Origin of the sequence: Candidatus Accumulibacter contiguus, assembly GCF_012940005.1 — a bacterium.
Taxonomy (GTDB): domain Bacteria; phylum Pseudomonadota; class Gammaproteobacteria; order Burkholderiales; family Rhodocyclaceae; genus Accumulibacter; species Accumulibacter contiguus.
In genome coordinates this window covers 1-19,768 of sequence record NZ_SPMX01000105.1, presented here as the reverse complement: position 1 = coordinate 19,768, position 19,768 = coordinate 1, and the positions used below count along the sequence as shown (strand labels likewise).

Genomic DNA, 19,768 nt, shown 5'->3' with positions numbered 1-19,768 from the left:
GTCCGTCGCGGGATTGTCCAGCAGCCGGTAGGCCGCTTTGGTTTCCGCCCAACCCCCCGCAAGCCACCGGGATGCTTCCGGTCGGTTGTGCCGACAGATCATCCACCAGCTTGATCAAGCGCCGCGTCCGCCGCGCATCCCCCCAAATCCAGATCCTTGAACTCCTCCGCTGCCCAACCCATGCCATACCTCCGCAAGATTACGAAATATACGTTTTAACAACAGCTTGAAAACTGTTGCCGTTTGCATATATGGGGTGGGTAAGCGGAAATGCAACAGCGTTTGCTATCGCGTTGGAGTCAAGCCACGCCGCGCGCTCCTATGTCAAGTGAGTTGTGGGTAATCGGGTGCCTCGATACGCTAGAAAAAATGCAATTTTGCGAGGCTGACCTCATTAACGGAAAGGTCTCTGAGTTGTTAGGCTCTGCCTATATCTTGATAAAGGGCGAGCGCCTACCTCCCGCCCCATAGACTTAATCAGCGCAGTCAGCAGACCGCAGAAAAGCGCTCACGGGCGTGCAAGAGCTTGGGGTCAAGTCCTGCAATTATGCATCCATGCCCAACCCTGCGCTCCAGGCGACCGGCCGCATAAAACCGCTTCCGTCGCCTGAGCTTCGACGTTGGGCCTTTCGTTTTTCAAGCACTCTCAGGAGTAACTTATGACTAAATTGCTACAAGAACACGACTATGAATCGGCTGCTTTCGAGATTGGATGCGAAGTGGCTGCTGTCAAGGCAGTTGCAGAAGTTGAAAGCGCTGGCGCTGGCTTTCTGCAGGATGGCCGCGCCAAAATCTTATTTGAAGGGCACATATTTTATAAATACACTAAGGGTAAATATCCAGAATCTGATATTAACTATAAAAAGTGGACTAAGCAGTACTATGTCGGCGGCGCTGGTGAGTACGAAAGATTGGCTAAAGCGGAGAAGCTGGACAAGGTTGCGGCAAGATTGTCCGCTAGCTATGGAAAGTTTCAAATAATGGGTTTTAATTTTGCAATTTGCGGATATCCATCGATTGATGATTTCTATGACGAAATGCAAGCTAATGAGGGAAATCATTTAGAAGCGTTTATTGGGTATGTGAAACATGTGGGGCTTGGAGACGCCATGAGAACTAAAAGCTGGGCTGAATTTGCCAAGAGGTACAACGGTCCAGAATATTGGAAAAATAGTTACGACAAGAAAATGGCAGATGCATACAAGAAATTTTCTAAACAGACGTGATTAATGCCCAACAAAATGCTCCAGCGGACGCGCCAAAGGCGCGCGCCGCTGAGCATTGCCGATAGCGCAGCACCGCTCGCGCGGTGCTGCGCTATCGCTTCAGCTGTTGAGTTCCGCTTCGCTCCACTCCACCGGCTTGATAGCCGCCGCGCTTCGCGCTCTGGCTATCAACTCGTTGGAGCCTCTGCGCTTCTCAGCGGGCGCTTGTTTCGCAAGCGCCCGCCTGCGATGCTCAAGGCTCAACAGCTGAAGCGTTGTACGTCGTCGGTCACAATGCTCTTCCAGCGCTCGCGCTCCGCTTCTACCGTGTCGGTCTTGGGGCCACCCGTTACCTCTGGTCGCACGTCGGCTGCTGCGACTGCCGGTCGCGTTGTCGACCCTTGTCACTCGCTTCGGGCCACATCGTCGGGCACCGCATGGGCCATTAGTGCCTCTTTCGTTCTTGCCTCTCGCAATCCTCTGCCGCCTCTCGACCGCAGCAGCAAACCCATCGCCTTGCCCTTCGCGCATCGCGACGTACAACGAATAAGGTTAGATCGTGCGAGCGAAGCGAAGCCGCGATCTGAACCGTTTGTTGGACGAGCCCGGATTCGGAGGGAAGCGGCGGGGGAGAGGAGTACAGAAAATATGTTTCGCGGAGCAGGCCCCGCCAGGGATCTGGCGAGGCGTTGGGAGCGAGGGGGTCGGTGCGCGGAGTGACGTTGGGGTGGTTTTCGGACGCTGGAGAGGGCTGTTTTGCTCTGCGGGAGCCGATTTTTCGGCAAACGATCACCTCCGCTGGGGAACGGATGTCCCGGAAAGAGCGCCAATAGAGTCGCGTTACCTGCTTAGCCCTCCTTCGGCGACGGGTCGTTCGGCGGATTGGCAGGAGAAATGTGGCGCAGACGGGTGCGCACGATCACCATCACCGCTCCGCAACACGGACAGAAGATCGGAGCACGGTCGTTGACGTGCGGCGCCACAGAACGAGGAACGACGTGGAGCACTACCTGGAGCAAGGCGATCAGGCGCTTGCTGTTTGGGTGGAGAAACCCGAAGCATCGCACGCGATGAAAACCCTTGGGCAGCACATGCTGCAGAATTAACCAAAGGAACTGCGGACCGGGAACGGTGCGCTTTTCACTCCTTCCCGTGCGGGCGTTGCGATAGCGGAAGGTGACCTGACCGTTCTCGCAGGCGAGGATGTCTTTCTCTGCGATGACGCCTCGGTACAAGTACCGCCCCAGGTAGACCAGCGCCGGCTCCCCACTGCCGACCGATTTGATGTGTACCACCCACTTTCGGGGATGGTGGTGCGGGAGCGCCAGTCCCTGCGCCTCGATCGCAGCGAGCACCTTCGCGCGAAACACCTTGGCCAGCGCTCTCTCGGGAAACAGATAGACCCGCCCGGATTTTCCCTGGCGTTTCGTTCGCCAGCACTTCTTCCTCTGATCGACCACCGCGGCGGGCATCAGCAGATGGACATGAGGGTGGTAGTCCAGTTGCCGCGTGTTCGTATGCAGCACCGCGATGGCCCCCGCATCGCCCTCCAAAGACTGGTCGTTTTTGGCAAACGTACGGACGGTTTCCCAACTCGCGCGCAACAGCAAGTCAAAGACGACGCCGGGGTGCGCTCTCGCCAGATCCCGAAACTCTCCCGGAAGTGTAAACGTCAGCAGAAAGTACTCGGCAGGCAACCGCTTCTGGACCTGACGTTCGAGCCATTCCTGGCTTTCGTGATGTTGGCAATGCGGGCAAAGGCGATGCCCACAGGAATGCGGGATGACCACCTGATGGTCGCATTCGGTGCATTGCACTTCGAACTTCGCGCTCGCTTGCGTACGACATTGCGCGATCGCCGCTAGCGCGCGAAGAGGTTCCGCGGAGATTTGATTGGCGTACTGCGCCAAGAAGTCCGCCTCAAAGGCGGCGAAGACCGAAGCCAGCCGAATCATTTGACGTTCCCCCAGGCGATGGGGAAGCGGTCCATCAAGCCATTGATCCGTTCGATGGCGTGGTGCTTGGTTTGGTCTGTCAGATGGGTGTAACGGGCCGTAGTGAGAATCGAATGGTGACCGAGAAACTTCTGTACCTCGATCAGATCGACGCCGGCTTCCATGAGATGGGTGGCGTAGCTATGCCGCAAGCTATGAGGCGTAATGTTTTTTTTTACCCCGCAGGCGTCGACGACCTTGTGCAGGGCCTTCTGCACGCCGCCTGGATCGAGCGGCGAGGTGGCCAGCGCGGCGCCTTTCAAACCGCCGGCGCGGTTGGGAAAGAGAAGCACCGGGTGACGATGGAGCTGCCAGAAGCGTCGCAAGCTTGCGAGCGTCGCCTTTGGCAGGGGCACCAGGCGATCCTTGTTCCCTTTGGCATCGCGAATATGCACGCGCTCGCGCGCCGCGTCGATGTCCCCCACTTGCAGCCGCAACCCCTCGCCCAGGCGCAGGCCCAGACTGTAGAGGGTGAAGAAGAACACCCGGTAGCTCGCCACACGCGTCTGCCGAAAGATTCGTTCGGCTTCCGAGACGGTGACGATGTCCGGCAAGTGCTGGCTCCTGGGCGGCCGGATCAGGTCCGGCGCTACCCACGGTCGGCGCAAGACGTGCTCGTAGTAGAACTTCAAGCCGTACAGATCCAGCTTGACCGAACTCCACGAGTGCGACGACACGAGTTGCGTGAAGTAGTCCAGCAGCTGCTCCTCGGTCAGCTCGTCAATCCGATGATGGAAGTACGCACCCGCCCGCCGGATCGCGCGTGCGTAGGCCTCAATCGTCTTGGGCTGTAATCCCTGGAGCGTCAGATGCTTCAGGTGCTGCTGGTAGTTCTTCTCAAACCTCTCTGCTGCGGACAATCCTTCCATTTTCCGGTAACCTCACGTTTCGTCAAAGAGACCCCTCGTCCGAGGGAGTGAGGCTCCATTTTGAAGGCAGAGACGCAACCGCGCATCCTCCGCGTAGCGGCTTCGTCCAACCCATCATTCCACCGGACCTGCGCGAAAAGCCGCGCAGGCCGGTGAATTCAGACGTTGGGCCACTGAGATTCCGATGGATTACGCCGCACGGTGTCGCTTTACATACGCCCGCAATGCATCGTTCATGCGGGTTTGCCAGCCCTCGCCAGTTGCTCGGAAGTACTCCACCACCTCGGGACTGTATCGCACCGTTACCGCTACTTTGGTAGGTTGCTTTTGTGGGCCTCGTTGGCCGGGCAGGCGAACTTTGCCCTTCGCCCAAAAAGCCTTTACCGACGCCGCATCGTTGGGGTCGTATGGGCACTCCGGATCATTCACCTTGTCAGGTGCGGCCGCAATGGCTGCCGCTCTCTGTTCCTTGCTAAAGGTCGAGGGCTTCGAAGTAGGCGCGCGTTTCATGTTTGTCACCGTAACGACAGGAAATCAATCGAGCGCCGTCATTGCGCTCCGTCCATACCAAGAAGACAACGCGATCGTGAAACCAGCCGAGGCTTTGCAGGCGCTGCTCGCCGTAATGTTCGCGTTGATCTTCCACCGTGACCATCGGGGCATCGAAAACACAAGCAACCTCAGCCAAATCAATGCCGTGATTCTTCAGGTTCCTCTTCCGCTTGAGTTCGTCCCAGGTAATCATCGACCCATTGTCGTTACAAAAAGCTACCCGTGTCAAGCTTTTCGTAACTACAGTGGCCCAACGAATAAGGTTAGATCGTGCGAGCGAAGCGAAGCCACGATCTGAACCGTTTGTTGGACGAGCCCGGGGGACACTGAGCGAGCTGCCTAGAAAATATGTATTTGGGAAGTACCCCGGTGGGAAGGTTTACCGGGAGGGCGGGGCTGGAGAGCCCGCTTCATGGATGCCGTTGCGACAGCCGATGCCTGTTTTGTGGGTTGGCGGATCTATTGTGCTCCAATTTGCCCCGATTCGAGGCAAGTCGTTCCCTCAGCTTGTGGGCGCTGATCTCCCGTCAATGACCAAGGGGAGTCACGTTTACAGGGTCAGTTCGCCTCCTGAGTGGCGATGGGAATCGACAGGGTTCCTGCGAACAGCGGCCGAAGCTGCGTTTGCACGATGACCATCACGGCCCCGCAGCGGGTGCACAGGATAGGAGGTCGTTCCTTGATCCATGCCGTCCACTGGCCAGGAACGAACTTCAGGAGAACGTGCAGCAAGGCGATCAGGCGCTTGCAGTTGGGGTGCAGAAAGCCGAAATTGCGCGCTCGCCGAAAGCCTTTGGGCAGCACATGCTGTAGGACCAGCCAGAGAAAAAGCGCGCCGGAAACGGTTCGCTGTTCCCTCCTCTCGGTCTTGGCGTTGCAATAACGGAAGCTCACCTGGCCGTCCTTGCAGGCGACGATATCGTTCTCCTGGATGACCCCCCGGTACAGATAGCGCCCCAGATAGAGGAGGGCCGGCTCGCCGCTGCCGACGGATTTGCAATCCACCACCCACTCCTTCGGATAGCGACAGGGAGGCGTCAGCCCGGCGGCTTCGATGGCCGCCAGCCTCTTCGCCCGGAAGACCTTGGCCAGAGCTTTGTGGTTGAACAAATAGCCTCCTTTGGCCTTGCCTCGCGGCTTGGTTCGCCATTGCTTTTGCTCCCCGTCAACCGCTGCGGCCGGCATGACGAGATGGACATGCGGGTGATCATCCAGCCGGCGCGTGTTCGTATGCAGCACCGCAATGGCACCTGGCGTTCCCTGAAGCTGTTTATCGTTCTGGCTGAAGGTGCGCACCGTCTCCCAGCTACCACTCATGAGCAGATCGTAGACGACGCTCTGGTGCGCCCAGGACAGCGCCCGGAATTCGGCGGGCAGCGTGAAGGTCAGCAGAAAGTACTCGGCGGGCACCTGCTTCTTCAACTGACGTTCCAGCCATTGCTGACTCTCATGATGCTGACAGTGCGGGCAGTGGCGGTGGCCACAGGAATGCGGCACCAGCTTCTGATGCTCACATTCCGTGCATTTGACCTGCATCATGGGGCTGGCCTGCGTGCGGCAATGTTTCATGGCCGCCAGTGCTCGATAGTGGTCCGGCGTGAGTTGATCCCGGTATTGCGCCAGGAAGTCCGCCTCGAAGGTTTCAATGACGGTAGCCAGGCGGATCATTTGACCTGCCCCCAGGTGATGGAGAAGCCATCCATCAGGCCGTTGATCCGTTCGATGGCATGATGCTTGGTCTGGTCGGTCAGATGGGTGTAGCGGGCGGTGGTGAGAATCGAGTGATGGCCGAGGATTTTCTGTACCTCGATCAGATCGACACCGGCCTCGATCAGGTGGGTTGCATAGCTATGGCGAAGGCTGTGGGGGGTGATCTTTTTTTTTAGACCGCAGGCCCCGACTACCCGGTGCAGGGTGGTCTGCACGCCACCGGAATCCATCGGCGTCATGGCGATCGCCGCGCCCTTCAATCCGCCGTGGCGATTGGGAAACAATAACACGGGGTTGCGATGGACTTGCCAGAAGCGGCGCAGGAGTGGATGGGTCGCCTGCGGCAGCGGCACGAGACGGTCCTTGTTGCCCTTGGCGTCGCGGATGTGCACCCGCTGACGGGCCGCATCGATATCCCCCACCTGCAGCCGCAGCCCTTCGCCGAGGCGCAATCCCAGGCTATAGAGCGTGAAGAAAAGCTTGGGGTCAAAACGGAGCCTGTCAATAATTATGAGACACCAGGGTGTATTAATTTAGTGTCGAAGCCGAGGGGGTTGGTGGGGCCGCCTGGGGTTTTGGAGGGTTGATCCAAGCTGCGGTTGGGAGTTTAGGTGGCTGAGGGAGAGTGCCTTTGAAGCGCTCGGGATGGAGTAGGAAAGCGGCGTTGAGGGTATCTGCGCGCAGCTCGTAGAGAGCCTGGGCACGGCCGTAGTGGACGGTCTCTGGGGTCATGAAACCGATCCCCGAATGGCGATGGGCGGTGTTGTACCACGCAAAGAACTGCTGGCAGTGGATGCGGGCATCTTCGATACAACCGAAGCGCTCGGGGAATTCGGGACGGTACTTCAAGGTCTTGAACTGGGCCTCGGAGTAGGGATGGTCGTCAGAGAGATAGGGCCGGCTGTGGCTCTTGGTGATGCGGAGATCCTCCCGCAGGGAGGCGACGGGCTTGCTGCGCATACTGGCCCCGCGGTCGGCGTGGAGAGTGAGTGTGCCGGGCGCGATGTCCTGTTTGGCGGAAGTGTCGGCGATCAACTGCTCTGCCAATTCGGCGGTTTCCCTGGGGGCGATCATCCAGCCAACGACATAGCGACTGAAAATATCGAGGATCACGTAGAGGTGAAAGCCGGTGCACTGGGCCGGCCCCTTCAACTGGGTGATGTCCCAGCTCCACACCTCGTTGGGCGGGGTGGCCAGGAGTTCTGGCTTGGCGTAGGCGGGATGGGTGAGCTGGTTGCGTCGCTCGCGGCACGGCCCGTCGCTGGCCAGCAGACGGTACATGGTACTGACCGATCCGAGATAGATCCCCTCGTCCAGCAGGGTGGCATAGATGGTGGCGGGTGCGCAATCGGCAAAGCGCTCGCTCACCAGGACCCCCCGTAGGGCTTGCCGCTCGGGTTCGGAAAGAGCCAGCGGTGCCGGCGGACGGGGCGCTGGCGCCATCGGGCCGAACACCACTTGACGTCGTCGGGCGTCCTCGCGGTAGACCCCGCTACGCGGGATGTCCATGACGGCGCAGGCACAGGCCAGCCCGACGGCCGGAGCCAAGACATGGACGGCGTTCATCAGAATAACTCTTGCAGCGTCTCGTCCGTCGGCAGCCCCAACAAGGCGCAAACTTTTTTTTTGGACGTCGATGATGGTACGGGCCTGCGCCAGCTTATGGCGCAGGCGCTCAATCTCTTGGGTGAGTGTGGTGATTTTCCGGGCCTCTTGGAGAGCCGGGTCGGCTTTGCGCCCGCGCTTTTGCGGCGTCAGCGCGGCCTGCTCGGCGGCCTGCCGCTGCTTGCGCCAGGTGTTCAAGTGCGAGGAATAAATACCTTCACGACGCAGCAGCGCGCCAATCTCACCGGCTTCCGTGCAGCCGTCGGCCTCGGCCAGGATGCGCTGCTTCTCGCTACTGGAAAACTGGCGCCGTTTCGCCGTAGCCGCGACTTCCGGGTTCGGCGGCGGCGCGCTGGAGGACCCGTTTCCAGTCGCCCTTCGGGCTCCTTCCAACGGGTCCTCCAGCGCCAAGGCGTTGGGTGTGCTCATCGTGTCTTCTTTCGTATTGGCCATGATTCAGTCCTACCTTTCTACTCTAATTCGTGAGGGGTAGGTGTCTCAGGCCATATTGACACGGAGGGATGTCGTGCGGCGCGAGTATCGTCGCCAGCTCGCTAGCGGACACCGAAAAATCGACGAAGGCCAGGCGCGGCCAGTGCGACAGGTTGCGCAACAGCGCATCGATGCGCACCCGCCGGTCGCCGGCTTCGTACTGGCGGCAGAGCACGCGACCGTCGGTGAGTACCGCGACGAGGGCGACGTCGCGGCGCTCGTCGATCTCGCGCGGCGCAAAGACCGCGCCGGCGGCGGTGACCAGTCGGTCGGGGATGCCGCGAAAGGCCGCCCGTTCGACCGGCAAGCCGTGCGCCATGAGCGCCGTTTCGACCTCGTCGGCGAGTCGCGCGAGCGCGGGGTCGTCGGCCGTCTCGTCAACCCACAGCCAGACTTCGCGCTGATAGACGGCGCGCTCGAAACGCAGCGCGGGGATTCCGCCGCCGGCGGCAGTCGCCTTGACGGTGGCGGCCATGTCGAGGCGGCGCGTCGGTTCGTCGGCGATGAAACGGCCGATACCCCAGACCAGCGCTTCCTGTTGGCGCGCGTCGAGCAACTGCGCGCCGGCGAGATCTGCCGGCGGCAGGAAGACCCGTGGCGGGCCCTTGCGTATCGGCGCGGGCGCCGGCTCGGGCAGCCAGCGACGGCGCCCGAGGGTCAGCCAGACGCCGCCGGCAGCCGCGGCCGCCAGTCCCCCAAGCGCGAGCGGCAGGCCACCGGTCCATAGCGGATTGGCGGGAGTGACGGTGAGGGTAGGGGTCCAACTGGTGAACCGCTGCCGGCGAAGGTCGGCGGGCGCAAGCGTTGGTGTCGAGGGTTTGGAGGTTTGGTCAGTCGTTAGCTGGGCAGGGTTTTCGGCCGGCGAGGTGGGCGGCGAGGGATCGATCCGATAAGCAACGAGGACGCAAAGCAGGATCAGCGCGCCGACCAGGGCGTAGGGCCAAGCTTTCTTCCTGGTCTGAGTCTCAGGCTTGCTGGAACCGCCGGCCGGCGGTTGCCAGGGCCGTCTTGCCGGCCGTCGAACGGGTTCGAACGGCCGCTGTGCACGCGCCTCGACCTCGCTTGCAGCGCCTGCCAGCCAGGCCTCCACGACGCGATCGAAGACGGCGTCGTCTTCGTCCCCCTTGACCAGAATGGCCCGCAGGATCGATTTCAACCGCCTGTCGTCGGCTGATCCCGGCCGCAGGGCGAATACCCGCTGCAAGCGAATCGCCTCGGTGATCCCGATCGGCAGGCCGGCTTGCCGCAGGGCCTCCAGCAAGGCCTCGAGAGAGAGCGGATCGGTCATGCCGGCGCTGCTACGCCGGGTCTCGACCATTCTCGAGAACCGTCACCGCAACACCTGCAGGTCGTCCCGGTCCTTGATCAGCGCCGACAAGGCCGGCAGGTCGACGAGCCGGCAATCGCGCAGTTCACCTTCGCTCACCACGCCGCGCGCCGACAGCACCGTCAGCCAGACGAGCAACTCGGCAGTGGCCGGTGGCTTGCGGATGTCGCGGCTGCGCAGCTCAAAAAAAACGTTCGATGGCGGCCTCGCGGACCACTTCGGGCAGATTCGGGAAGTCGCCGAAGCGCGCATCGACGGCCCGACGCACGAGTTCCGGGGAGAACTTGATGTGATGGAAGATGCAGCGCCGGAGAAACGGCTCGGGCAGGCGACGCTCGCTGTTGCTGGTGATCAGCACGATCGGCGGCGGTCCCTGCCGGCCAACCGTCCGCCCGCTTTCGGGAACGTGAAACTGGTGCTGCGCGAGGACGTTCAGCAGATCGTTCGGGAAATCCCGCGGCGCCTTGTCGATCTCGTCGATCAGGACGAGCGAAGGTGTCTCGGCGTCGTAGGTTTTCCACAGCGGACCGCGTTCGACGAAACTCGCGCGCTCGAGCGGCTTGCCACCTTGCTGCGGGGCGTTCGCCGCGTGCAGGTAGGCAACGGCGTCGAAGCGGTAGAGCAGGTCCTCGGCGGTCGTCGTGCTGCGCACGAAGAGCGGGAAGACCTGCTCTTCGATCGCGAAATACCACGCCAGGTAGTAGGCGACCTGTGTCTTGCCGGTGCCCGGCTCGCCGGTCAGCAGCAGCGGCGCGCCGACGGCCAGCGCGACATTGACCGCGTCCACCAGTTCCGGGTCGGGTTGAAAATGCGGCGCCGCGGCGCGCAGGCTGGACAGCGTCTCGGGCAGGCGCCGTTGCGCCAGCGCCTCGCGCCGGGCCGGAGTGCGGTCGTCGGGGACAAGGAGTTCAAAGGGGGTCATCGCCATGCCGGAAAAGTCGGGAATCAGAGAGGTTCGTCATCGACAGGCTGCTCCACGCCCTGCTCTCGCCGCAACTTGCCGAGCAGATCATACCAGGAGCCCTTCTGCGCCAGATCGATCAGCGCCACCACCTGCCCGAAGTCGCCATCCGTTGCCTTGATCAGCCGTTGAGCGACCTCCTGCCGAAGGAGCGTGGGGCAACCCGACCGCTCGTCGCCCAGGTATGTGAACAAGTGTCCTTCGTCCACGTGCCCGAGCGCCGGCAGATGGTCGATGCGAAAACGTGGACTGGCACACCACGGCTGCCAGAGCTCCTTTCGAAATGCCGTGGCGAGTCTTGCGTGTTTGCTGGCTTCGAGTTCGATCGACAGGAAGCAAACGATGCGCAGGTCATCGGGGCAGTGGGCAGCGAGGAACTCGCTCGAAAAGCGCAGCCAGTCGCTCAACTGGGGGAGCGTCAGCGGTGGCTGGCAATCCGTCCCGTGACCGAAAAGCCCCCAGTTGAGCCACAGCACGCCGCGCTTTGCGGTGCCTTTGACGTTGGGCGCATGCCGGCGCAGGAGGTGCCGGACCGCTTCGCTGCCGTCGCTCTGCAACTGCAGCGTGAGCTCCTGCTCCAGGTTGCGCCGCAGTTCCTCGCTCCGCAAGACGGGGTCGGGATTCTCACCCCGCGCGATGGGAAAGCTCAGCCGCAGCCAGTTGCTTTCGGAGTACTCGAAAGCCTCGAGTTCGAGATAGTGCTGCAGTTGGTCGGGCAGCGCGCGCAGCATGTTACCAGGGGCCGCATGGGCGACCAGCGCCATGACCCGCAAGCTGTCGCTGCGAAGGAACTCTCGGAAATGCTTCGCCGCCATGCCCTTGGCCTCGTCGCGGTCGAGCGTCAGGAGCGGAACGCCTTGCACCGCCGCTGCGGCATGGGTTTCGGTGTTCCAGAGCCGGTAATCACCGTGTGCCGCGAAAGCGACGGCTTCCGCGAGCGGCCGCTCGCTGCTCGCCTGCTGCAGCGCGGTGAGCGGGTCGTCGCCGTCTTGCAGCCAGCAGCGGAGCCAGGCGGCCGCCACGCCGGTGGCGTCCGCTTCGCAGTTTGGCAGGCGGCGCCAGATCAGCAAGGGCACCAGCCCGGCGAGCGGCGTAAGCACCTGGGTCGCCAGCCCGCTGACATTGAGGCAGATGACTGCCGGTCGTCGTGAGGTTTTCCGGACCGACGCGGCGAGCTGCACGAGAGGCAGCAGCTCGGGACCGTCGGCACCATCGAGCAGCAGGCCGGGTCGTTCGGCGGTGCCGGCGCCGTGACCGTAGACGTAGACCAGGTGCGGCTGCATGCCGCGCAACGCGTTGTCCAGCTCGTTGCGCGTGCGCACGATGCGCAGGTACTCGGGGGGTTGCCGGCGGCTCGGCCAGACCTTCTGCAACACATCGACAATGGCCTGCACGTGGGTGGGGTCCGGTGCTGCGCCATCGGATCGGGCTTGCGGAGCGACGATCAGCACGCTGGCCGGCGCCGGAGTCACCAGATTCTCCCGCGGATCGATGGCGCTGCCGGTGCTGAACTCCCAGTCGCGATCGACGAGCCGCGTGTTGCGCTAGGCCGTGAGCCGCCAGGGAAGGCCGAGCAGCAGCGGTTCGTCGCGGGCGACGATACGCAGTCGCACGGGCGCCCATGGCGGGTTGGGGCGCGTTGCCGGCAGCGGTTGGTGGAAGAGGGTGCGCAACACGTCCTCCCATTGCTTTGCCGACCCGAACAAGAGATCGAACAGGAAAGCTCCCCACTCGCCCGCGTGCCGATCGATCAGGTCCTGAAGGGATGCCACTGGCTGCGTGTCGAGCGCTGTGGCGATGGAGCCGAGCGGTGCCTCGAAGGTGCTCCAGGGGCGGCTCGCCGAGGCAATGGCGTCGCTGCCCGGCAGGTAATAGCGCGTATCGAGGGTATCCTCACCGCGCTCGAAATGAACGGTCAGTTCGTAGACGCGGGACTCGGTGCGGGACCCGGCGCGTGAGGGCAGGTACGAGTCCCTGGTTGCCCGCGGCGGCGGCTTCCGGTCGGGCGTGACGCTGGACGCTGCGATGGCTGGGGCGATTGGCGGGCCCGGCGGCTTGCCTCCGATCCCTGCAATCAGGGTTCGGAGCGCTGGCTCCTCGTCGAAGCCACTTTGAAATTCGACCGGTCGGATGTTGGCGAGGAATGGGGGCAATACGCCATGGGTACTCCGCGTGACACCAGGCAAGAGCACGGGTACGAGCCGGTAGCCGGGCTCGCGGACACGCCGCTCGATGGCGACGCGCATTTCTTCGTCCTGCCACGGACCAACTCCGCTCGGGCCAATGAAGACGACCGAGGCACGCGCTTCGGTCAGGGCTTTCTCGATCACCGGTTGCCACTTGTCCCCGGCCGCGACGTGCCACTCGTCGAACCAGGGTTCGATGGCGCAGGCGCGGAGGCGATGCGCGATCTCGGTGACCGCGGCTTTGTCAACGCTGTTGTAACTGAGAAATACGGCGTGCTGGGTCATCGGTCTTCCCTCCCATGAGTTGCCGATGGGGTGGTACTGGTGGGCGTTGGAAATTTAGGCGATTTCCGGGAAATAAAGATCCCGAACAACTAACCGCAGCAGCTTGTTTTTCTGGTCCTGATCCCGGCCTAACGCCATGACTCTTGGTACGGCGTTTTGCGGAAATCACCTTACTCCGTCGCTTGCGTGAGAGGAGGCATGAATTTTCCTTCGTCTTGCAGCCGTTGACACGTGTTGATGATCAGCGCGCTTGCCGTGGCGGCGTTGGCGGTGCTGAGCAGGTAGCGGCTGGTTTCGGGATCGAGTCCGTGGGCGAAATGCTCGTGCGAATCGCTTTCTCCGCCGGTGCGCCGGGCAAGCTCCTCGGCCATGCCGCCAAAACCACCGAGCAGAAAGGTCGGGATCTTTCTCGCCAGCGCGAGTTCGAGTTCCTCCAGGGTGCCCGGGCGCAGCGCGGTGCCCGCCCAGCGCTTGCCGCCGATGACGGCCAGCACGTCCATCTCGGCTATCAGCCGTTGGCGCATCGCCGTCAGGCTGGCGTTTCTGACCAGGGAATCACTGGCGCTGTCGCCGCTCGCGCCAGGCGGCACCACCCGATCGACCTCGATCAGCTCGACGAGCCCCTGATACCGCTCCTGGCGGAGCTGACTGCCGAGGTGTTCGCCGGACCACAGCTCGGACATCACGAAGGTGACTAGCGGGGAGCTGCGTGTCCCTTTGTACGGTTCGGCAAGACCCAGAATGCGGGGCGTGAAGCTGGGATGGCAGCCGTGAACCAGCCGGCCTCCGTAGCGAAAGACCGCATCGGCAAAAGTCGAGACGAACTTCAGGATTTCCCAGTCGAGGGCGCGCGCGCCCCACTCGGCCTGGTCCGGCACGGCGCCCGACAGTCCGATCCGCAGACCGGAAAGGTTGATGTCGACAAGTCTGGATGCGGTCATGTCATGCCGCCTGCGGTCTGCGGAAGGTTTCAAGGTGGAGGGTGAGTTCGGTCAGGTCGACGAGCCGCAGCAGGGGGTCTTCATCGAGACGCAAATGCTCGGCAATCTCCTCCAGATTCGGCTCCGGAACAGGTTCGTCATAGAGGAACAGCTTGAAGTTGTAAGCCCGTGGCGGCGGGGCCGTGCCGGCAGAGCCGCCCGCCGGTGCCGCGGCCGGATGGTAGCTCTGGAAGGCCTTGACCGAGCGGTGGAAGGTGGGGCCGTCGACCGAACAGTGGGCCAGCATCCGGGTTTGCGAAAACCTGGATTCCTTTCTGGTCGACTCATACATTTGGCGATGCTGGTCGAGCGTGCTCCAGGAAAAGTGCACTCGCTCGAAGGCCTCACGGGCATGCGACGGCAGTTTCATGCGGTTGCGGACGATTTGCAGCAGGCGCTGCTCAATCGCCACCAGTACCTGGTTCAAATCCTCTTGAGACAAGGAAACGCACATGGCGTCGTTGCCAAGCGTGACCTCGAGTTCGTGGCAATAGAGCTCCCGCAAGGCCAAGAACGACGAACCCGGTTTTCTGAGCTCGCCTGCGGCAGGGCGCAGCACCAGCGGGAAGATCGGCACGAAACCATGAATCGCCGCGTCGATTTCCTTCTTGATCCATTTGGAGTCCGTGACCTGCGGGGTGTCGAGCAACAGCACCATGTCCGCGCCCGCGACGTGCTTTTCGATCTCCTGCTGAACGATTTGCCCCCCATCGAGGCGCTCTGCGTCCAGCCAGGCAGGGTAGCCGTGGCGCGTCAGGTACTCGACCAGTTGCTTTGCCACCTCCCGCCCATCGCTCTCCCGGTACGACACGAAGAACTTCTTGCCGGAACCGCGCAGCCAAAGCCCGAGCAGGACACCAACCCGGCGCACGACGTCCCTCACATCGGTGTTCCGATCATGCAGACACGGCAGGGCCTTGATGGCATCGAGCGGCGCCGGCGGTACCCTGAGATCGGGCAAAGTCGAGATCGGCAGGATGCGTGCGTCGCGCCGTTCGGTGCTGGCCGCCGACACCTCCTGACTTAGCGTTCCCTGCAGTGGCGCCGGCAGCGGTCCGGCGCCGAAGACGACGACCAGCAGATCGTCCCAGCGCGGCCAACTCTGCGCGGTCAGAAGCGGCGGGGCCTCTACCTCCCCGCACTGTAGCACCTGGAGGTCTGGGTATGCCTTAGCGAGTTCGCCCGCAATCTCGTCGGCGCGGGTTTTCGCATCGTCCGTTGAAAGAATATAGAGCACCTTGCCTCCCGCCGTGTAAGTGATCCGCTTCGAGCTTGTGTCAATTACTCTGGCCAACCGGAAGCTGGACCCCAAGGATAGGAAATCCAACGGCGCCATCAAAAGAGTATATGAGCCTTCATCAAGGGGCGTCAATCTCGGATTGGATCCCAGAAACCCATGAAAAGTCATCCCCCGTCTGCTTCCTTCTTGCTGCCGGACGACGCGCCGGGGGCGGTGATTTGCACTGCGGTCGCCGCGATTGGCCCAGTCTCCGTCTCCGTCACTGTGGCAAGCGACGCGGTCAGACTCTCTGCAGCAGCCAGTCGGCCAGGGCGGTTCAGGTCGTCGGTCATTGGGCCGAACTCGCGTACCGTGTCTTCCCACTCACGCTTGGGTACCGCCACCCAGTGGCTTGACGCCCCGATGTCAATTCCCGCTGTGTTGGGAAACACGAGAATTAGTAAAACGTTCCGCCAAAAAAGATACATATCAGACGATCCCCATGTCGAACTTCTTCCACCGAAAGACAACGGGCGCCTGATTCATTTCGTCGATGCCTTTGAGGATATGGGACTTGAGTTCATCGACGGATGCGACACGGATGTGGCGGAGGAAGGTGCGCGCCATTTTGGAGAATGCACACTCGATGAGATTGAGCCAGGATCCATGCTTGGGCGTATGAACATACTCGAATCGTCCGGGACGCGTCGCGAGGAAGGCCATGGTCTCCTTCGAGATATGCGCCAAATGGTTGTCGAGGACGACACGAATGATCGCTTCGGGGGGATAGTAGGCGTCAATGTCTTTCAGCAGCTCGATGAACTCGACGCTACGGTGTCGATCCTCGGTATGGGCAAAGATATGGCCAGAGTGGAGATCAATGCCGGCCAGCATGAAGACGGTGCCGTGACGGACGTACTCGTAGTCACGCTCCACCGTCGTCGCTTTTCCCGGCGTTGGGGGCAAGTCGGGGGCGGTCAGGCCAAGCGCCTGAACTCCGGGCTTTTCGTCAACGCTGACCGTGTAGATGGGATTCGGGCGCCCATCATGAACGGCGCCCTCACGGTAAAGGGAGACCTCGCGATAGATCATCAACACTTCCTGCCTCTTGCGGTCGAACTCCGGGTCGCGTCGCTCCAGGTAATAGCGAATCTTGTGCGGCTTGATCTGGTATTCGTTCAGGATCCGCCAGACGGTACTCTTGCCGGCTTGCGCCAAGCGTGGATACCCGGCCCCTTCGGCATGCTCGGAGACAAACTTGGCCAGCGCCGAAATGGACCACAACTCGGCTGCCAGTCCATGATCTTTGGGCTTCGTACAGGCCACGCTGACCACCCAGGCCTTCGCCTCTTCAGTAATCTCGGGTGCATGCGGGCGATGGTAGGCGTCCTTGAGCCCAGCGGCCACGCCCGCCGCCAATGCCTTGTCGATGCACTTGTCGACACGCTGTTTCGGCTGCTGCGCGACATCGACCTGGCCCACCTCGAGCAGGCCCACCTCGAGCTGGTGAAGCGCCGGATCCGCGGCAAGAGCTTTCGCCGTTACCTGATCCACCACGGCTATCCGATCGCCATCGACGGCTCGCAAAAGCTCGCCGGCGACCCCCTCTGGGCGGAGGAACTCCTGCAGCGGACCGTAGGCAAAGAGGAAACCCGCCACCTCCAGTACTTCGTCTACGTCCTGGAGGCCAGCCTGGTCTTTCACAACGGCCTGGTCATCCCGCTGCTCAGCGAGTTCCTCGAACACGCGCTGGGCGATACCGAAGCGCAAAAGCAGGATTGCGAACTGCGCGGCTTTGTGCGCTTGAGCGACCGGCTCAAGATCTGGTTCCCACGTCTGCCGATCCGGCTCCTGCTCGATGGCCTCTACGCCAACGGGCCGGTGATGCAGCGCTGCCGTGACCTCCACTGGCCGTTCATGATCGTGCTCAAGGACCAGGATTTGTTCACCGTCTGGCAGGAGTTCCACACGCTCCATGCCCGGAAGCCACAGGGCTTCCAGCAGAACTGGGGAAAACGCCAACAGCACTTCATCTGGGTCAACGACCTCGACTACGCCTTGGGTCCGAACGGGCGACACCGCCTCCCGCTGCACGTGGTGGTCTGTGAGGAGATCTGGGAGCGGGTCGATGAACGGGCCAGGACGGTGACCGAAACGTCGCTCCATGCCTGGCTCTCCAGCCAGCCGCTCAGCCGCGAGAAGGTCCATGCGCGCTGCAACCTCGGCGCCCGCTACCGCTGGGGCATTGAAGCGGGCTTCCTCGTTGAAAAACGCCAGGGCTACCACTATGAGCATGCCTTTGCCCTGGACTGGAATGCCATGAGGGGCTATCACCTCCTCATGCGCCTGGCGCATGGGTTCAATACCCTGGCACGTTTCACTCGGCAGTTACGCAGCCTGTATCAAGAACTCGGTGTGCGCGGCGCTATTCGCTTCATCCGAAGCTCCTGCGCCGCCCCCTGGCTCGATCCTGCGCGGATGCGTGTGCTCCTCGCCGAGCCGTTCCTGCTGCAACTCGAGTGACCTTGCCCGAGCCTACCAAGACCTCTTCCCCAGCGCGGCGCACTCCGCGCCGGGAAACGCTCGCCTGACCACACGACCGGACCTCCAACCACCTCTCGACCGCCTCCTGATTGACCACCCCACCCGCGCCGCAAGCGCCACTCTGCCGCCCGCTACCCGCAATTTGACCGCCCCGGCGGCGAAAGTGGGCGTTGCCGGCAAACAGCCTCGATTGGGCAGGGTCATGCTTGGGCAGGGTCATGCGTCAGGGCTGGGAGAATTGCTGCAGTTTTGGTGTTTAGCAAACCTTCTGTTAGAATGCCCTCCTTCCGGAGAGATGGATGAGTGGTCTAAGTCGCACGCCTGGAAAGCGTGTGTGGGATAACACCCACCGCGGGTTCGAATCCCGCTCTCTCCGCCAGGATACCAGACGCAAACTGTCTGAGCCAAAAACGAACACCCCGCTCAACGCCTTGTTTTGCGGGGTTTTTCGTGTAAACCTCCTGACTTCGCCTACCCCACAAATGTCATTTCTGGCGTAATTTGGCGTCTTACGGGGCGTTTCTCTCGAAACCTCCTGACTTCGCGAATTTGGTACGGAATTTTCAAGCTATTGGTTTTGCTTGAGTTTTCGAGTGGTCTTGGCGGGTTTTGCGATGGCGTATGCTTTGGTTTTGTGGGGTATGCCAACACAAACCATGTGCTTTTTGACAAGAGGCAGATAGCCAAGGGCAGTCATTGATGGTGCACCTGTGTCGCTCGCGAATCCGACCAAACCAGCGCTTGTGTTGTAGCATAGTCAGACAAGAGTCGATGAGGATGGGCCATGACAATGCTGGCGTTTTTCGAAAGATTTGGCGATCTCGCGTTTGAGGAAATGCGGGTGCTCACCGTTCCTCCTGGAAATCCTGTCCCCGCTGACGAGTATGGTTTTCTCGAATTCTATTGTACCGACGACGATTGCGACTGCCGACGGGTGATCATCAAGGTCGTCGGGCGAAAGAGCGCCGACAAGGTCTGGGCGACAATCAGCTACGGATGGGAACAAGCCGCCTTCTATCGAAAGTGGTCTCGGGGAACGGAAAATGCCCATGAGTGGCAGCGTCCGACCCTGGATCCGCTGAACCCGCAGTCCTCACACGCACGAGACTTCCTCGCTGCGTTCGAGCAAATGATCCAAGACAAGACCTACGTCGACAGGCTGAAGCGCCACTACGAGATGTTCAAAAAGTCCCCGCAGCAGCCAGGGCGAGAGGGACGGAAGAGGTAGAATGTTTGCCGTGGCGCAGGTGTGTGGATACCGCTTCTACGCACTTGACGTTGTGCTGCCCGACTTTGAAAAGCCCGACCAACATTTGAGTGGTCTTGGCGGGTTTCGCGATGGCGTATGCTTTGGTTTCGTGAGGTACGCCATCGCGAGATGTCTCCTCGGTGAGACGCAGCGTAGGGTGAAAGTGGCGAGCGTCTGCTGAAGCTGAAACGCACAGAACCATAGAATAGCAGAGCAGCGTGACTGGCGGTGGGGTAGCCGTGTCTCGACCGGGTGCGAACGAAAGTGTTGGGCGAGTCCCGCTCTGATAATTGTCAGCGACGTGAGCAAACGTAAGGAAATTAGCGGAGAGTTGCGATAGAGTAGGGAACCCATCCACGGAGAGAAGCCATGCCTAAGATTTCCCACATCGAACCTTGCGATTCCAGAGACTTGGTGGCCCGTTTGGAGGCTAATCCAAAGATACTGGCGAAAGTGCTAGAGATGCTGGAGTTGGTGGAGAACGCCGAAGGGGATCTGCGTCGGGCCGATGAAGCCGAGCGCCGCGTGATAGAAATTCTCCGCGGGACGGGCCAGGAGATTCTGACGGGATGGGCCGAGCAGGTTGCTGA

18 protein-coding genes, 1 tRNA gene and 3 pseudogenes are annotated in these 19,768 nt (G+C 61.5%); 5 read left to right on the top strand and 17 right to left on the bottom strand.

Annotated features, from left to right (window positions below):
- A partial coding sequence (locus tag E4Q08_RS26515) for a transposase DNA-binding-containing protein (protein WP_252396618.1) occupies positions 1–102 on the bottom strand: 102 nt, incomplete at its 3' end.
- Positions 74–187, bottom strand: a pseudogene (locus E4Q08_RS26510) (hypothetical protein); the annotation flags it as partial. The gene E4Q08_RS26515 and the pseudogene E4Q08_RS26510, both read right to left, overlap by 29 nt.
- 472 nt (positions 188–659) lie before the next feature.
- Between E4Q08_RS26510 and E4Q08_RS23190 the strand changes: the two are divergent.
- Positions 660–1,226, top strand: a complete 567-nt coding sequence (locus E4Q08_RS23190) for an N-acetylmuramidase family protein (RefSeq protein WP_169072145.1) — start codon at positions 660–662, stop codon at positions 1,224–1,226.
- 827 nt (positions 1,227–2,053) lie between these two features.
- On the opposite strand, the gene E4Q08_RS23185 is transcribed toward E4Q08_RS23190, so the two are convergent.
- From E4Q08_RS23185 to E4Q08_RS23120, 15 genes and pseudogenes are all read right to left on the bottom strand, one after another.
- Positions 2,054–3,160 carry an IS91 family transposase gene (locus E4Q08_RS23185; RefSeq protein WP_169072144.1) on the bottom strand — a complete coding sequence of 369 codons (1,107 nt, stop codon included), beginning with the start codon at positions 3,158–3,160 and terminating at the stop codon, positions 2,054–2,056.
- The gene (locus E4Q08_RS23180) at positions 3,157–4,068 is read right to left on the bottom strand and encodes a tyrosine-type recombinase/integrase (protein ID WP_169072143.1); all 912 of its coding nucleotides are present in this window, start codon (positions 4,066–4,068) and stop codon (positions 3,157–3,159) included. The genes E4Q08_RS23185 and E4Q08_RS23180 overlap by 4 nt, the downstream gene beginning before the upstream one ends.
- Before the next feature lie 189 nt (positions 4,069–4,257).
- Positions 4,258–4,578 (bottom strand): BrnA antitoxin family protein, encoded by a 321-nt coding sequence (locus tag E4Q08_RS23175; protein ID WP_169072142.1) that lies wholly within the window; start codon positions 4,576–4,578, stop codon positions 4,258–4,260.
- Positions 4,541–4,813 (bottom strand): BrnT family toxin, encoded by a 273-nt coding sequence (locus E4Q08_RS23170; protein WP_169072141.1) that lies wholly within the window; start codon positions 4,811–4,813, stop codon positions 4,541–4,543. The genes E4Q08_RS23175 and E4Q08_RS23170 overlap by 38 nt, the downstream gene beginning before the upstream one ends.
- A 365-nt stretch (positions 4,814–5,178) precedes the next feature.
- Positions 5,179–6,288: an IS91 family transposase gene (locus E4Q08_RS23165; protein ID WP_169072140.1), complete on the bottom strand. Its 1,110-nt coding sequence runs from the start codon at positions 6,286–6,288 to the stop codon at positions 5,179–5,181.
- Positions 6,285–6,782: a tyrosine-type recombinase/integrase gene (locus E4Q08_RS23160; RefSeq protein WP_248595114.1), complete on the bottom strand. Its 498-nt coding sequence runs from the start codon at positions 6,780–6,782 to the stop codon at positions 6,285–6,287. Before E4Q08_RS23160 ends, E4Q08_RS23165 begins: the two co-directional genes overlap by 4 nt.
- Before the next feature lie 76 nt (positions 6,783–6,858).
- On the bottom strand, positions 6,859–8,364 hold the full coding sequence (locus E4Q08_RS23155; RefSeq protein WP_372703820.1) for an IS3 family transposase: 1,506 nt from the start codon (positions 8,362–8,364) through the stop codon (positions 6,859–6,861).
- A 46-nt stretch (positions 8,365–8,410) separates the two neighbouring features.
- Positions 8,411–9,715: a hypothetical protein gene (locus E4Q08_RS23150; RefSeq protein WP_169072139.1), complete on the bottom strand. Its 1,305-nt coding sequence runs from the start codon at positions 9,713–9,715 to the stop codon at positions 8,411–8,413.
- Between the two features lie 42 nt (positions 9,716–9,757).
- Positions 9,758–9,892, bottom strand: coding sequence for a hypothetical protein (locus E4Q08_RS25515; protein WP_256436045.1), 135 nt, complete (start codon positions 9,890–9,892; stop codon positions 9,758–9,760).
- Between the two features lie 43 nt (positions 9,893–9,935).
- The gene (locus tag E4Q08_RS23145; RefSeq protein ID WP_248595112.1) at positions 9,936–10,676 is read right to left on the bottom strand and encodes an AAA family ATPase; all 741 of its coding nucleotides are present in this window, start codon (positions 10,674–10,676) and stop codon (positions 9,936–9,938) included.
- Positions 10,677–10,699: 23 nt separating this feature from the next.
- A complete protein-coding gene (locus E4Q08_RS23140) occupies positions 10,700–12,187 on the bottom strand; it encodes a hypothetical protein (protein ID WP_169072138.1) in 1,488 nt (495 codons plus the stop codon).
- A gap of 72 nt (positions 12,188–12,259) precedes the next feature.
- Positions 12,260–13,186 (bottom strand): toll/interleukin-1 receptor domain-containing protein, encoded by a 927-nt coding sequence (locus tag E4Q08_RS23135; protein WP_169072137.1) that lies wholly within the window; start codon positions 13,184–13,186, stop codon positions 12,260–12,262.
- A gap of 170 nt (positions 13,187–13,356) precedes the next feature.
- Positions 13,357–14,127 carry a hypothetical protein gene (locus E4Q08_RS23130; protein ID WP_169072136.1) on the bottom strand — a complete coding sequence of 257 codons (771 nt, stop codon included), beginning with the start codon at positions 14,125–14,127 and terminating at the stop codon, positions 13,357–13,359.
- A 1-nt stretch (position 14,128) separates the two neighbouring features.
- Entirely contained in the window at positions 14,129–15,574 is a 1,446-nt protein-coding gene (locus tag E4Q08_RS23125) for a toll/interleukin-1 receptor domain-containing protein (RefSeq protein ID WP_169072135.1), read from the bottom strand.
- 300 nt (positions 15,575–15,874) lie between these two features.
- Positions 15,875–16,822: pseudogene (locus E4Q08_RS23120) on the bottom strand (IS630 family transposase); the annotation flags it as partial.
- Positions 16,823–16,891: 69 nt separating this feature from the next.
- Here E4Q08_RS23120 and E4Q08_RS23115 point away from each other — a divergent pair.
- The 4 genes and pseudogenes from E4Q08_RS23115 to E4Q08_RS23100 all read left to right on the top strand — a co-directional run.
- Complete coding sequence (locus E4Q08_RS23115; protein ID WP_169072134.1) at positions 16,892–17,908, top strand: hypothetical protein; 1,017 nt, start codon at positions 16,892–16,894, stop codon at positions 17,906–17,908.
- A 310-nt stretch (positions 17,909–18,218) separates the two neighbouring features.
- Positions 18,219–18,308: transfer RNA gene (locus E4Q08_RS23110), tRNA-Ser, on the top strand.
- Between the two features lie 411 nt (positions 18,309–18,719).
- Positions 18,720–19,157 (top strand): hypothetical protein, encoded by a 438-nt coding sequence (locus E4Q08_RS23105; protein WP_169072133.1) that lies wholly within the window; start codon positions 18,720–18,722, stop codon positions 19,155–19,157.
- Between the two features lie 390 nt (positions 19,158–19,547).
- Positions 19,548–19,768, top strand: a pseudogene (locus tag E4Q08_RS23100) (hypothetical protein); the annotation flags it as partial.